The following is a 13,339-nucleotide window of genomic DNA, read 5'->3' as shown; positions in this document are numbered from 1 at the left end:
CTCGGTGTCGGTGCCTCTGGCGGCCGCTTGTGGCGACCACAGCGACTGCACCGGCGGGGACCAGCGCGTCGGGTCCGAAGCGCTCAGTCACCGTCGGCGTTGACGGTTCACGCGGACATCCTGGCACGAAGGTCGGCGTTCTGGTGAGGCACGGATGCTGATTTGTTGCTGAGAAAGGGGCCCTGAACAGGGGAAACGTTAGGAAGCCCGAGCATCGGAACTACGAGAGTTGGGGATCAGCTCCGGCGCTCACCAGGCTTACCCGGGTGGGTGACCCGCCGTGCACCTGCGTGATCTTCCGGCGGGGGGCCGACGTTGTGATGTGCAGCACTGTCGGACGTGCGTGGCACGATGGCCGGGTGGAGCAGAAATCCGTGCGTGAATCCGTAGTGGCGTCGTGGACCGGCGACGTCATCCCGAGCCTGTCCGGGCTGGTGGCGATCCCCGCCCTGTCCCCGGCCTTCGACGCCGACTGGGCGAAGAGCGGGCACCTGGCCGCCGCCGTCGAGCACGTCCGCGAGTGGATCGCCGGGCGTGACCTGCCCGGCGCCACCCTCGAGGTCGTGCAGCTCGAAGACCGGACCCCGCTGTTGCTCGTCGACGTCCCGGCGACCCCGGGCGCGGCGGACAAGGGCACCGTCCTGATGTACGGCCACCTCGACAAGCAGCCCCCGGTGGGCGGCTGGTCCGAGGGCCTCGACCCGTGGACCCCGGTGATCCGCGACGGCCGGCTGTACGGCCGCGGGTCCGTCGACGACGGCTACTCCGGCTACGCGGCGACGACGGCGATCGAAGCCGTGCACGCGGCCGGCGGCGAGCACGCCCGGATCGTGCTGCTGCTGGAGACCGGCGAGGAGTCCGGCAGCCCCGACCTGCCCGCCTACGTCGAGCACCTGGCCGACCGCATCGGCGAGGTGTCCCTGGTCATCTGCCTCGACGCCGGCGGCAGCGACTACGAGCGGTTGTGGCTGGTCACGAGCCTGCGCGGGATGCTGCACCTCGACGTCACCGTGCAGCTGCTGGGCGCGGCGCAGCACTCCGGCATCGCGTCCGGCGTCGTCGCGAGCTCGTTCCGGATCCTGCGGCACCTGATCGAGCGCCTCGAGGACAGCGCGACCGGCGAGCTGCTCCTGGACGAGCTCAAGGTCGACGTCCCGGCGAACCGGCTGTCGGAGCTGAAGGCCGTCTCGCAGGACTTCCCGGAGGCGCTGTCGAAGGCGTTCCCGCTGGTCGAAGGCGGGCGCGTGATCACGGAAGACGCGCTGGAGCTGATGCTCAACAACGCGTGGCGCCCGACGCTGTCGGTGATCGGCGCGGACGGCTTCCCGAAGCCCGCCGACGCCGGCAACGTCCTGCGCGAGAGCACGACGTTGACGCTGAGCTTCCGCCTCCCGCCGACGGCTGACGCCGAGAAGGCGCTCGAAGCCGTGAAGCGCGCCCTGACCACCGACGTCCCGTACGGCGCGAAGGTGACCCTCGGCTCGCCGCAGGCGGAGAACGGCTGGAACGCGCCGACCGAGTCGCCGTGGCTGACGACGGCCCTGCGCACGGTCAGCGACGAGGTGTTCGGCCGCCCGCACCGCGCGACCGGCATGGGCGGCTCGATCCCGTTCATGGGCCTGCTCTCGCGGAAGTACCCGGAGGCGCAGTTCCTGGTCACCGGCGCGTGCGGGGCCGACTCGAACATCCACGTGCCCGACGAGTGGCTGCACCTGGACTACGCGCAGCAGGTCACCGAGGCCGTCGCGCACATCCTGGACGCGCACGCCCGCGGTTAGCGGCAGGCTTCGCGCACGGTCGCGGCGGCCGTCTCCAGGCACGCCGGGAAGTCCTGCTTCCCGGCCGCGTCGATCCACCGGTCGAACGCGGTGCCGAAGACGATCGTCGCGACCTGCGCGGCCGCTTTCGCCAGGTCGGGATCGGTTCCCCGCTGTTCGAGCCCGGACCGGATCGCCGTCGTGATCGCGGCCGTCTTGCTGCGCTCGCGTTCGCGCAGCTCGGGCGAGGCGGCGATGATCGCGCGGCGCTCGGGCGACGGGTCGACGACCTGCGTGATCCGCGTACCCACGTCCGCCAGCGCGGCGAGCGTGGTGCGAAGCGGTGACTCGCCTTCTTCGGCGGCGAGTACGGCTTCGGCGACCGCGGGCGGCAGTTGTTCCGCGCCCGCGAAGAGGACTTCGCGCTTGTCGGGGAAGTAGCGGAAGTACGTGCGGCGCGTGATCCCGGCCCGTTCGGCGATCTGCGTGATCGTCACGGCGTCGTAGCCGTGCTCGGCGTACAGCTCCAGCGCGGCTTTCCGCAGCCGGTCCGCGGTTCCGGGATCCCATCTGGCCACGGCCTCACCCTAGCTGATGTCTCAGTGTGTCATCACGTGCTAGCCTCGGTGATGACACACTGAGACATCAGCTAGGGAGTCGTCATGGAGATCTGGGTGCTCGGCGCCTTGGGCCGCACCGGCCTGGCCATCACCGCCGAACTCGAGCGCCGGGGCATCCGGGCCGTGCTGGTCGGCCGCCACCGGGAACGCCTGGCCGCGACCGGCTCGAAGTTCGTCGTCGCCGACGGCGTCGAGGCCATGGCCGCCGAGATCCGCCGGCAGCGGCCCGCGGTCGTCATCAACACGATCGGCGAGTACGCCGCCACGGCCGCGACGATCGCGCGCGCGTGCCTGCCCGGCGGGCACTACGTGGACATGGCGGCGGACCTGATCTCGGTCCGGCGGCTGCTCGACCTGCACGAGGAGGCCCTGGCCGGCGGCAGCACCTTCGTGACCGGCGCCGGGTTCGGCGTCCTGGCCACGGAGGCCGTCGTCGCGAAGCTGTGCGAGGGGCGGGACACGCCGAGCCGCGTGCAGGTCGACGCGCTGGCGTCGGTCGCCGTCGAAGAAGGGACCGTCGGGGTCGCGCTGGCCGCCAGCATCGTCGACGCGCTGACCGCGGTCTCGGCCAGAGGCGCGAAGCCGCGCACCATCGTCCTGCCGGACGGCGAGACGGCGACGGTGGCGGGCATCGCCTCGGGCGAGCTGGTCGCCGCCCAGCGCGCGAGCGGCGCGCCGGACGTCACGGTCTTCTCCGGGCTGGCGCCGGCCGCTCCGGTGGTCCGGGCCCTGCTCCCGCTGCTCGGGCGGCTGGTGTCGATCCCGGTCGTGCGCCGGTTCGCCGTCCGGCGGCTCGCCGCGGTCCGCACGAAGGCGGCGCCCCGCCCCCGCACGCACACCTGGGGGCACGCCGTGGTGACCTGGCCCGGCGGCACGACCCGCGAAGGCTGGCTGCGCGCGGGCGAGGGCATGGACTTCACCGCGGCGGTCGTGGCCGAGGTCGCGGCCCGCCTGGCCCGCGGTGAGGGCAAACCCGGCGCGCACACGCCGGCGTCGGCCCTCGGCGCGGACGTGGCCGAAGCGGCGGGCGGGACCTTCCTGCTCTAGGCGAGCCGGGTCAGGTGCACCGAGACGTCCAAAGTGGACTGTCCGCCGCCGGTGAAGATGCCCTTCAACGGCGCCACGTCCGCGTAGTCCCGGCCCATCGCCACCCACACGTGCCGCGGCCCGACCGGGATCGCGTTCGTCGGGTCGTACGCCCACCACCCGCCGGTCCAGACGTCGACCCAGGCGTGCGACTCCCCTTCGACCACCTCGCCGAGCTTCGCGTCCGGCTTGGTGTGGAGGTACCCCGACACGTACCGGGCCGGGACGCCGATCGCGCGCAGCATCACCAGCGTCACGTGCGCGAAGTCCTGGCACACACCTTCACGCGCCTGCCAGGCGTCCGTCGCCGTCGAGTGGACGCCGGTCGTGCCCGGCTGGTACTTCAGCTGCTTGTTCACCCACTCGCACACGGCCAGGACCGCGTCCGCCGGGTCCAGGCCGGTGCGGAGGGCACGGGCCTCGCGCGCCAGCGTCGTGTCGTGCGGGGTGTAGTCGGTCGGGGTCAGGTACTCCGTGCGGTGGTCGATCACCGTCTCGGACCGCAGGTCCTTCCACGACGCCGTGCGGATCGGCTCGGCCTCGTCGGCCGTCTCGACCACCGACGTCGCCAGCACCGTGAACTCGGTGTGCGGGGCGTGGAGGTCGAACGACGTCACGACCGTGCCCCAGTAGTCCGTGTACCGGTAGGCGCGGGTGGCCGGGGTCGTCTCGATGCGGGTCGCGACCGTCGTCTGGCGGCGGTCCGAGCGCGGGGTCAGCCGGGCCTCGTTGTACGACTGCGTCGCCGGTGTCGCGTACCGGTAGCCCGTCCGGTGCGCGACCCGCAGCTGCCACGTCACAGGGAAACCTCCGCGCCGCTCCACGCCACCCACGGCGACGTGCTGAAGTACTGCATCGAGACCGCTTCCCCGATCTCCTTGATCGACGTCTGCAGCGCGCCGAGCCGCCGGGGCAGGTCGGTGAGCAGCTCCGACGGGCGGAGGAACTCGAGCTCGCTGCGGGCCCGGCCGAGTTCGCGCAGGGCTTCGGACTTCTCGTTGCTGCGCGACCCGCTGCCCGGGTCGAGCCGCTGCAGGCACTCCTCGGCCTGCCGCAGCGCGTGGAACACCGAACGCGGGAACAGCGTGTCGCGCAACAGGAACTGCACGACACGGCCGGCGTCCAGGGCACCCCGGTACGTCCGCAGGTAGGTGTCCTGCGCGCCGGCCGAGCGCAGCACCGTGATCCAGCCCGGCGAAGACGCGCGGTCCGCGACCCGGGACAACAGCAGCCGCACGACCATGTCGGCGCGTTCGATCGACCGGCCGAGCACCATGAACAGCCAGCCGTCGTCCCGCGACATCGTCGAGTCGGCCAGCCCCGCGAACATCGCCGCGCGCTCCTCCACGAACGACAGGAACGCGTGCGGGCCGGCGCGGCGGGCGTAGCGCTGCCGGTCGGGCACCGCGTTCCACGTCGCGTTCAGGCATTCCCACAGCTCGGTCGGGACGACTTCGCGGGCGCCGCGCGTGTTTTCGCGCGCCGAGTTGATCGAGCCGACGATCGACGCCGGGTTGTCCTTCCCGTACGCCACCAGCTCGGTCAGCTTCCACACGTCGAGGTCCTCCGCGCCGGCCGGGTCGATGCCGAGGACGGCCAGCAGCTGCCGGCTCGCGTGGTCCGGGTCGACGGTGGCGTCCTCCAGCAGCTGGTGGACCGAGACGTTGAGGATGCGGGAGGTGTCGTCGGCGCGTTCGACGTACCGGCCGATCCAGTACAGCGACTCCGCGTTGCGGGCCAGCATCGGAACCTCCCTAGCTCTGCTGTTGCTGCTGTTGCTGGGACGAGGTCAGCTCGGGTCCCTGCTCGGCGACCAGGCCGTCCACAGTGGACATCGCGCCGAGGGCCGGGGACTCCAGCTCGCGCTCGGCCGTCGACGCCCGGGACGCCAGCACCCACGTGTCCTTCGAGCCGCCGCCCTGCGAGGAGTTGACGACCAGGCTGCCCTCCGGCAGCGCCACCCGGGTCAGCCCGCCGGGCAGCACGAAGATGTCCTTGCCGTCGTTGACGGCGAACGGCCGCAGGTCGACGTGCCGCGGCGCGAGCCGGTCGTCCACCTTGGCCGGGACGGTCGAGAGCTGGACCACCGGCTGCGCGATCCAGCCGCGCCGGTTCGCGCGCACCTTCCGCCGCAGCGTCGCCAGCTCCGCCGGGGTCGCCTCCGGCCCGAACACGATCCCGTAGCCGCCCGAGCCCTCGACCGGCTTCACGACCAGCTCGTCGAGGTGGGCCATGACGTGGTCGAACTCGTCCGGCAGCCAGCAGCGGAAGGTGTCCACATTGGGCAGCAGCGGCTTTTCGTTCAGGTAGTACTTCACCATCTCCGGCACGTAGGTGTAGACGAGCTTGTCGTCGCCGACACCGTTGCCGACGGCGTTCGCGACGACGACGTTGCCCGCCCGGGCCGCGTTCAGCACGCCGGCCACGCCGAGCACGGAGTCCGGCCGGTAGTGCACCGGGTCGAGGAACTCGTCGTCGATCCGCCGGTAGATGACGTCGACCTGGCGTTCGCCCTCGGTGGTCCGCAGGTAGACCACGTTGTCGCGGCAGAACATGTCCCGGCCCTCGACCAGCTCGACGCCCATCAGCCGGGCCAGCAGCGAGTGTTCGAAGTACGCCGAGTTGTAGACACCGGGGGTGAGCACGACGACGGTCGGGTCGGCGACGTTCGCCGCGGCCGCCGCGCGCAACGCCCGGAGCAGGTGCGACGCGTAGTCGCCGACCGGTCGCACCCGGTGCTGGGCGAACAGGTCCGGGAAGACCCGGGCCATCGTCCGCCGGTTCTCCATCACGTACGACACCCCGGACGGGTTGCGCAGGTTGTCCTCCAGCACGCGGAACGTGCCCTCTTCGTCACGCACGAGGTCCACACCGGACACGTGAAGGCGCACGCCGTTCGGCGGGTTGATGCCGAACGCCTCCCGCTGGAAGTGCTCGCACGAGGTGATCAGCCGGCGCGGCAGCACGCCGTCGCGCAGGATCTGCCGGTCGCCGTAGACGTCGGCGAGGAACGCTTCCAGGGCGCGGACGCGCTGGGCGACACCGCGCTCGAGCTTCGCCCACTCGGCGGCCTGGATCACCCGCGGCACCAGGTCCAGCGGGAACGGCCGTTCCTGTCCGGACAGCGAGAACGTGATGCCCTGGTCGACCATCGCGCGGTCCAGCGCGAGCGCCCGCGAGTTCAGGTCGTGCGCGTCGAGCGCCGCGATCGACTCGTACAGCGCGCGGTACGGGCCGCGGACCGTCCCGTCGGCGGCGAACATTTCGTCGTAGGCGCCCGCGTGCGGCCGGTCCGGGGCCAGGTACCCGTCGAACCGGGCCCCCGGACGGGTGATCCGGCTGGTCGCCGTCTTCCTCGCGCGTCGACCGGAGGGGGGCAGCCGCGGCGGGGTGGCGTTCATGAACGACATCCTTGCTCACCGTGCGCTTCGGAAGCGACACTCGCGCGCTCCTCTAAACATCGCTGTAACTTCACGGTGCTGTGCTTTGGTATGGATGAGTGGCAATATGCGTGCTCTCAGAACCTGAGAACTACGAGGAGTGACGACGTGGCCCGAGGAACCCAGCTCAAGGCGATCGCCCTGCTGCCTGCGTTCGCCCTGGTCGGCTTGACCGTGGCGTGCGGCGCGGGAGGGAGCGGCGCGGGCAACGTCGGCTCCAGCACCTCCGCCGCCGCGCCGGGCGCCGGATCGGGTGACGTGGGTGCGGTCGCCAAGGACGACGCGCTGGCCGCGATGGTGCCCGCCGACGTGAAGGCCGACGGCAAGATCGTGGTCGGCCAGGACCAGAGCTACCCGCCGAACGAGTTCGTCGACGGCGGCAAGCCGGCCGGCTTCGACGTCGACCTCGGCACCGCCATCGGCCAGGTGCTCGGCGTCCAGATGGACTTCCAGAACGCCGCCTTCGACGGCATCATCCCCGGCATCGGCGCCAAGAAGTACGAGCTGGCGATGTCGTCGTTCAGCATCAACGCCGAGCGGCTGCAGTCGGTCGACATGATCTCCTACTACAGCGCGGGCACCTCGCTGGCCGTGCTGAAGGGCAACCCCGACGGCCTCAAGGTCGACGACCTGTGCGGCAAGAAGGTCGCCGTCCAGAAGGGCACCACCCAGGTCGAGGACCTCGACAAGAAGAACGCCGCCTGCACCGGTGCGGGCAAGCCCGCCATCGACGTCACGCAGCTGCAGGCCCAGACCGACGTCAACCTGGCCCTCACCGCCAAGCGCGTGCAGGGCGAGCTGGCCGACTCCCCGGTCATCGACTACGCGGTGAAGCAGACCAACGGCCAGCTCGAGTCGGTCGGCACGCCGTACGACACGGCGCCGTACGGCATCGTGCTGCCGAAGAACAGCGGCGACTTCGGCAAGGCCGTCCAGGGCGCGATCCAGAAGCTGATCGACAGCGGCGCGTACAAGAAGATCCTGGACAAGTGGGGTCTGAACGCCGCGGGCGCGGTCACCAAGTCGGAGATCAACCCGGCCTCCTGAGGCGTTTCAGTTAGGACTGGTTTCCGTGAGTTCCTCCGAAGCGCCTCCAGCCGAGGCGCCGGCCGAAGCCGAGCCCATCCAGGCCGTCCCGGTGCGCCACTACGGGCGCTGGGTGGCCGGGGTGGTCATCCTCTTCCTCGCGTTCATCGTGGCCCGCAGCGTGATCACGAACGACGCACTGCAGTGGCCGGTCGTCGGGGACTACCTCTTCGACGACCGGGTGCTGCGCGGCCTGCAGAACACCCTGATCCTGACCGTGATCGCGATGCTGATCGGGATCGTCGGCGGGATCCTGCTGGCCGTGATGCGGCTGTCGCCCAACCCGCTGACCTCCGGGGCGGCGGGCATCTACATCTGGCTGTTCCGCGGCACGCCACTGATCACGCAGCTGGTGATCTGGAACTTCCTGGCGCTGGCCTACCCGCGCCTCGGCCTGGGCATCCCGTTCGGGCCGGAGTTCGTCAGCTGGGACACCAACCAGCTGATCACGCAGTTCACCGCGTCGCTGCTCGGCCTCGGCCTCAACGAAGCCGCGTACATGGCGGAGATCGTGCGCGGTGGCATCCAGTCGGTCGACTCGGGCCAGCTGGAAGCGGCGAGCGCGCTCGGCATGAGCCGGACGAAGACCCTGCGGCGGATCATCCTGCCGCAGGCGATGCGGGTGATCATCCCGCCGACCGGCAACGAGACGATCTCGATGCTGAAGACGACGTCGCTGGTCGTGGCCATCGGCTACTTCGAGCTGATGGTCGCGGTGCAGACCATCTACTCGCAGAACTACAAGACGGTCCCGCTGCTCATCGTGGCGGCCGCCTGGTACCTGTTCATGACGTCGGTGCTGACGCTGGTCCAGATCCAGATCGAGAAGCGCTTCGCGCGGGGCACTTCGCGTGACGTGGTCCAGCGGCAGGGCTGGGCGTCGCGGATGTTCAGCCGGGGTGGAGGGAACGTCACATGACCCCCGTGGTGTCCGCGCAGCGGATCTACAAGAGCTTCGGCAGCGTCCACGTCCTCAAGGGCATCAACCTCGAGGTGCAGGAGCGGGAGGTGCTCTGCCTGATCGGGCCGTCCGGCTCGGGCAAGTCGACGCTGCTGCGCTGCATCAACCACCTCGAGAAGATCGACGCCGGCCGGCTGTACGTCGACGGCGTGCTGGTCGGCTACAAGCAGCGTGGCGACAAGCTGCACGAGCTGCGCGAGAAGGAGGTGGCGTTCCAGCGCAAGGACATCGGCATGGTGTTCCAGCGCTTCAACCTCTTCCCGCACATGACGGCGATCGAGAACGTCATGGAGGCGCCGATCCAGGTCCGGCGCGAGCCGAAGGCGCAGGTCCGGCAGCGGGCGCACGAGCTGCTGGAGCGCGTCGGCCTCGCCGACAAGGCGAAGAACTACCCGGCGCAGCTGTCCGGTGGGCAGCAGCAGCGGGTCGCGATCGCCCGGGCGCTGGCGATGGAGCCGAAGCTGATGCTGTTCGACGAGCCGACGTCCGCGCTGGACCCGGAGCTCGTCGGCGACGTCCTCGGCGTGATGAAGCAGCTCGCCAAGGACGGCATGACCATGGTCGTCGTCACGCACGAGATGCAGTTCGCGCGCGAGGTGGCGGACAAGGTGCTCTTCATGGACGGCGGCGTCGTCGTCGAAGAAGGGCCGCCGGAACGGGTGATCGGGAGCCCGCGCGAGGAGCGGACCAAGTCGTTCCTGGCCCGGGTGCTCAACCCGAACGCCTGACGGAACCCGTCGCGGTTCGCTATTTTGAAAGCGGGTGAGGGAGGGGGGCGGCGTTTTGACGACCGAAAGCGTGCTGCCCCCTCTCGACCCGTTCGCGGGCATCCCCGATCGCCGCTACGAAGTCAGGGCCGCCGACCTGCTGAAACCCGGTAACGCGGGCCTGATGCGCTGGCGGCGGCAGGCCACCAACGCCCCGATCGTCTACGTCGAAGACGCCTACATCACCGGGACGCTGGACCTGCGGGCCGCGGACCTGAAGTACCTGTTCCGGTTCGAGCGGTGCCGGTTCGAGCAGCCGCCGGACGTGCGCGAGGCGAACCTGCTGGGCCTGGTGTTCCGCAAGTGCTGGCTGCCGGGGCTCAAGGCCCGCAACATGCGCAGCCGCAACGACGTCCGGCTGATCCGCAGCGTCGTGCAGGTCGACGGCGACGTCCGCGAAATCGAGGAGACGACCGTCCAGCGCGGCGACGACCGCGAACGCGGCATGCCGAACGCCGCGGTCAACCTGACCGACGCGGTGATCGAGGGGTCGATGGTGCTGACCCGCACCGTGATCTCGCACCCGCACGGCAAGGCCATCCAGGCCGACCGGCTGGTGCTGACCGGCGCGTTGCTGGCCTACCGGATGGTCGCGAACGGCGAAGTCCGCCTCCCCGGCCTCCGGACCGGCGGTAACGTCAACTTCTCGGGAGCCACGCTGAACAACCCCGACGGCTTCGCGCTCAACGGCAACGGCCTGCACATCGGCGGCAGCCTGCTGTGCGAGGTCGACAACTACGGGCCGGCCAGCCAGCGCAAACGGTTCTCCGCGACCGGGATCATGTACCTGCCGAGCGCGACCGTGGACAGCGACATCTCGCTGCGCGAGGCCAAGCTGACGGTGTCCCAGCACGGGCCGATCGCCGTCGACGCGTGGAAGTCGAACGACCCGTACCTGGACCCGCGGCCGGCGCTGGTCGCGGACCGGATGCGCGTCGACGGGAACGTCGAGCTGTCCGACGGCCTGCAGGCGCTGGGCACGCTGCGCATGGTCAACGCCCGCATCGGCGGCTCGCTGCGGCTGGCCGGCGCCGAAATCCGCGTCGAACGCGGCAAGACGGTGCCGTACTACGACCGCGCGCTGCACCTGGACGGCTCCGAGATCGGCGGCGACATCGAGGCGACGAGCCTGCGCGTGCCGGCGGGCCAGCTGCGCCTGGCCGACGTCACGGTCGGCGGCAACTTCCTGGCCTGGAACTCGATGTTCCGCCACCCCGGCCGGGACGTGTTCTCCGCCCGCCGGTCGAAGATCGCGGGCAACTTCCAGCTCACGGACGCCACGATCCACGGCACGCTGCGCCTGCAGGGCGTGGACGTCGGCGGCAGCATCAACCTGGCGGGCACCCGCCTGACGGACCCAGGCCGCCGCGCGACCAGCAGTTATTCCCTCGACGTCCGGACCGGCCGGGTCGGCCGCGACCTGACCCTGCGCGACAACAACGGCCGCCCGTTCGTGGCCGAAGGCGGCGTCAACCTGGACGGCGCCCAGGTCGCCCGCCGGGTGGACCTGCGCGGATCCCAGCTGGGATCCCTGCCCCCGTTCAACGTGGCCCTCGACGCGGGCGACGTCGCCTCGGACGAGTTCATCCTGACGCCGAGCTCGGCGCCGGCCGGCCGCGTGGTGCTGCGCCGCGCGCACTGCGGCACGTTGAGCGACAACGACCAGTTCTGGGAGGCGTCGGAGGGCATCGAGCTGGAGGACTTCCGCTACGACGCGTTGAAGAAGGGCATCCCCCTCGACGACGACAAGGCACTGGACGAGCGGATCGAGATGCTGCGCAAGGCCATGCGCGGCTACCGCCCGGGCCCGTACGACCAGCTGGCCCACATGCTGCGCGCGGCGGGAAACGAAGAACACGCGTCGACGGTGGCGTTGCGCAAGCAGCAGTTCAGGTACGAGGCCCTGGCCCGCGGCTTCAAGTTCTTCGGCCCGGGGGTGCGGCTGTGGAGCTGGCTCCAGCGCTCGATGGTGGGCTACGGCTACCGCCCGGTCCGGGCCCTCGGCTGGCTGCTGACGCTGCTGGTGCTGGGCAGCCTGTGGTTCGGCCTGGGCACGGACGACTGCGTCCACGACAAGTCGGGCCGGGTCGTGGCGAACGGCGAGCGCTGCGTGGTCAACCAGCAGGACACGGGCCTGCAGTGGAACCCGGTGATCTACACGGCGGATTTGCTGGTCCCGATCGTCGACTTCGGCAACAAGTCGAGGTGGTACATGCACGGCGCGGACAACTGGGTGGCGGCGGGCTTCACGGCCTCAGGCTGGATCCTGGCGACGACGGTAGCGGCCGGCGTGAGCCGGATGCTGCGTAGGGAGAACTGAGCAGCCCCCGTTTTCCACGCTAGCGGAGGGGACCGACGGAATCGGTGCCGCCGAGGGCGGTTGTCCACAGGGAATTCGGAACCGGCGGCGAGTAGGACGTCAGCTACCGGCGGCCGGCAGCGGAAGGTGAGTACGACGTCACCAGACCTCCCCCGCCCTCATCCTCAGCGTCCCTTCAGCCGGTGGGCGGGTTTGTCAAGGCACGCTTTCCCGCCTTGACAAACCCGACCGGCGGCTGAAACTCCTACCGGAGGGGCGGGGGAGGTCGGACCCGCTGCCCAGCCGCGGCAGAGCAAAGCCGCGGTAGATCTTTCTGCCGCGGCTTTAAAGAATGTCCTCGCCGGACGGGCAGGCTCCGGGATGACCCCTCGTCCCGCTGTCCCCTCGGCTTTGTGAGGTGGGCCGCTGGGTGGTCATCCCGTCGCCTGATTGAGGCCTATCACTTTGAGCCGGGCCCGCAATGTTGCGCTGTTCTCTCGCGTTGCGCTGTGTGTTGCGGGCCCGGCTCAAAGTGATTTGACGGCCTCAGGCGACGGGATGACCACCCAGCTCCTCTATTGGGTCAAGACGGCCGCCCGGGCCGCCGAGGCTAGTCGATGAAGCGGGACCAGAACGGGATATAACGCGGGCCGTCCGGTGGGGCCGTGCTGATTCCGCCCGTTGCGAACTCGCGGTGCAGGTAGTCACGCAGGTCGCTGCCGTACACGATGATGTCCGTCTGGTACACCGACAGCACCGGGTAGCCGACCGTGTCCGGCAGGCCCGGCAGGTACCGGTGCCCGCACACCGGCACCAGTTGCGGGACGTCGGCCAGGCGGCGGCGGGCCTCGCGGACCGCGTCCTCGGGGCCGACCGGGCGGGTGCCCCAGTCCGGGAGCCAGAAGCCGTTGTGTTCGACGTCGTACAGTACGCCGTCGACCGGCCATGCCAAACGTTTGCGCAGCTGCTCCGGGTTGCCGCAGCGCCAGTCGGGCCAGCGGTCGCCGATCGGGACGCCGGCGGACAGGAACGTGCGGTGGTCCGCGGCGAAGCGGAAGCCGAACCGGCGCTCGACGTCGTCGAGCTCGGTTTCGCTCAGCCCGGGACGCACGGGTTCCCGGAGGTTCTCCTGCAGGTGCCGCGCCTCCTCCGGGGTGAGGGCGCCGGCCGGTTGGACGGGGGTCATGAGCCGAGCCTAAGCGGCGGTTCACCGGCACGCCCGTCCTTTTTCGGCCACCCACAAGGGGTGAGTTTGTTCTCTCATCGGGCGGACCGCGGAACAGAGCGTGAACGCGTGTAGTTCACTCATGCCGTGACTTCCCC

General features: G+C 70.4%; 11 protein-coding genes. 6 read left to right on the top strand and 5 right to left on the bottom strand.

The window, feature by feature from the left end; translation table 11 throughout:
- Positions 1-359 precede the first annotated feature (359 nt).
- Positions 360-1,778 carry a M20/M25/M40 family metallo-hydrolase gene (locus tag AB0J55_RS07455; RefSeq protein ID WP_364244189.1) on the top strand — a complete coding sequence of 473 codons (1,419 nt, stop codon included), beginning with the start codon at positions 360-362 and terminating at the stop codon, positions 1,776-1,778.
- Here the strand turns inward: AB0J55_RS07455 and AB0J55_RS07450 are convergent.
- A complete protein-coding gene (locus AB0J55_RS07450) occupies positions 1,775-2,335 on the bottom strand; it encodes a TetR family transcriptional regulator (protein WP_364244187.1) in 561 nt (186 codons plus the stop codon). The two genes, AB0J55_RS07455 and AB0J55_RS07450, sit on opposite strands and share 4 nt — an antisense overlap.
- Positions 2,336-2,419: 84 nt before the next feature.
- Between AB0J55_RS07450 and AB0J55_RS07445 the strand changes: the two genes are divergently transcribed.
- Positions 2,420-3,424 carry a hypothetical protein gene (locus tag AB0J55_RS07445; RefSeq protein WP_364244185.1) on the top strand — a complete coding sequence of 335 codons (1,005 nt, stop codon included), beginning with the start codon at positions 2,420-2,422 and terminating at the stop codon, positions 3,422-3,424.
- On the opposite strand, the gene AB0J55_RS07440 is transcribed toward AB0J55_RS07445, so the two are convergent.
- From AB0J55_RS07440 to AB0J55_RS07430, 3 genes are read right to left on the bottom strand one after another with little or no spacing between them, the layout of a single operon-like run.
- Complete coding sequence (locus AB0J55_RS07440) at positions 3,421-4,263, bottom strand: transglutaminase family protein (protein WP_364244183.1); 843 nt, start codon at positions 4,261-4,263, stop codon at positions 3,421-3,423. The two genes, AB0J55_RS07445 and AB0J55_RS07440, sit on opposite strands and share 4 nt — an antisense overlap.
- Complete coding sequence (locus AB0J55_RS07435) at positions 4,260-5,207, bottom strand: alpha-E domain-containing protein (RefSeq protein WP_364244180.1); 948 nt, start codon at positions 5,205-5,207, stop codon at positions 4,260-4,262. Before AB0J55_RS07435 ends, AB0J55_RS07440 begins: the two co-directional genes overlap by 4 nt.
- A 10-nt stretch (positions 5,208-5,217) precedes the next feature.
- Positions 5,218-6,873, bottom strand: coding sequence for a circularly permuted type 2 ATP-grasp protein (locus AB0J55_RS07430; protein WP_364244177.1), 1,656 nt, complete (start codon positions 6,871-6,873; stop codon positions 5,218-5,220).
- A 138-nt stretch (positions 6,874-7,011) separates the two neighbouring features.
- Between AB0J55_RS07430 and AB0J55_RS07425 the strand changes: the two genes are divergently transcribed.
- From AB0J55_RS07425 to AB0J55_RS07410, 4 genes are read left to right on the top strand one after another with little or no spacing between them, the layout of a single operon-like run.
- Positions 7,012-7,950, top strand: coding sequence for an ABC transporter substrate-binding protein (locus AB0J55_RS07425; protein ID WP_364244174.1), 939 nt, complete (start codon positions 7,012-7,014; stop codon positions 7,948-7,950).
- Between the two features lie 25 nt (positions 7,951-7,975).
- A complete protein-coding gene (locus AB0J55_RS07420; RefSeq protein ID WP_364244172.1) occupies positions 7,976-8,908 on the top strand; it encodes an amino acid ABC transporter permease in 933 nt (310 codons plus the stop codon).
- On the top strand, positions 8,905-9,678 hold the full coding sequence (locus AB0J55_RS07415) for an amino acid ABC transporter ATP-binding protein (RefSeq protein WP_364244169.1): 774 nt from the start codon (positions 8,905-8,907) through the stop codon (positions 9,676-9,678). Before AB0J55_RS07420 ends, AB0J55_RS07415 begins: the two co-directional genes overlap by 4 nt.
- Positions 9,679-9,733: 55 nt before the next feature.
- Complete coding sequence (locus AB0J55_RS07410; RefSeq protein ID WP_364244166.1) at positions 9,734-12,037, top strand: oxidoreductase; 2,304 nt, start codon at positions 9,734-9,736, stop codon at positions 12,035-12,037.
- A gap of 589 nt (positions 12,038-12,626) precedes the next feature.
- Here the strand turns inward: AB0J55_RS07410 and AB0J55_RS07405 are convergent.
- The gene (locus tag AB0J55_RS07405) at positions 12,627-13,202 is read right to left on the bottom strand and encodes a hypothetical protein (RefSeq protein ID WP_364244163.1); all 576 of its coding nucleotides are present in this window, start codon (positions 13,200-13,202) and stop codon (positions 12,627-12,629) included.
- Positions 13,203-13,339: the final 137 nt, after the last annotated feature.

The organism is Amycolatopsis sp. NPDC049688, assembly GCF_040674975.1.
Classification (GTDB): domain Bacteria; phylum Actinomycetota; class Actinomycetes; order Mycobacteriales; family Pseudonocardiaceae; genus Amycolatopsis.
This window is presented reverse-complemented; position numbering and strand designations above follow the sequence as displayed.

Excerpts from the sequence above, each read along its gene's own strand:
- AB0J55_RS07445 (WP_364244185.1), top strand. The coding sequence starts at position 2,420 with ATGGAGATCTGGGTGCTCGGCGCCTTGGGCCGCACCGGCCTGGCCATC.
- AB0J55_RS07435 (WP_364244180.1), bottom strand. The coding sequence starts at position 5,207 with ATGCTGGCCCGCAACGCGGAGTCGCTGTACTGGATCGGCCGGTACGTC.
- AB0J55_RS07430 (WP_364244177.1), bottom strand. The coding sequence starts at position 6,873 with ATGTCGTTCATGAACGCCACCCCGCCGCGGCTGCCCCCCTCCGGTCGA.
- AB0J55_RS07415 (WP_364244169.1), top strand. The coding sequence starts at position 8,905 with ATGACCCCCGTGGTGTCCGCGCAGCGGATCTACAAGAGCTTCGGCAGC.
- AB0J55_RS07405 (WP_364244163.1), bottom strand. The coding sequence starts at position 13,202 with ATGACCCCCGTCCAACCGGCCGGCGCCCTCACCCCGGAGGAGGCGCGG.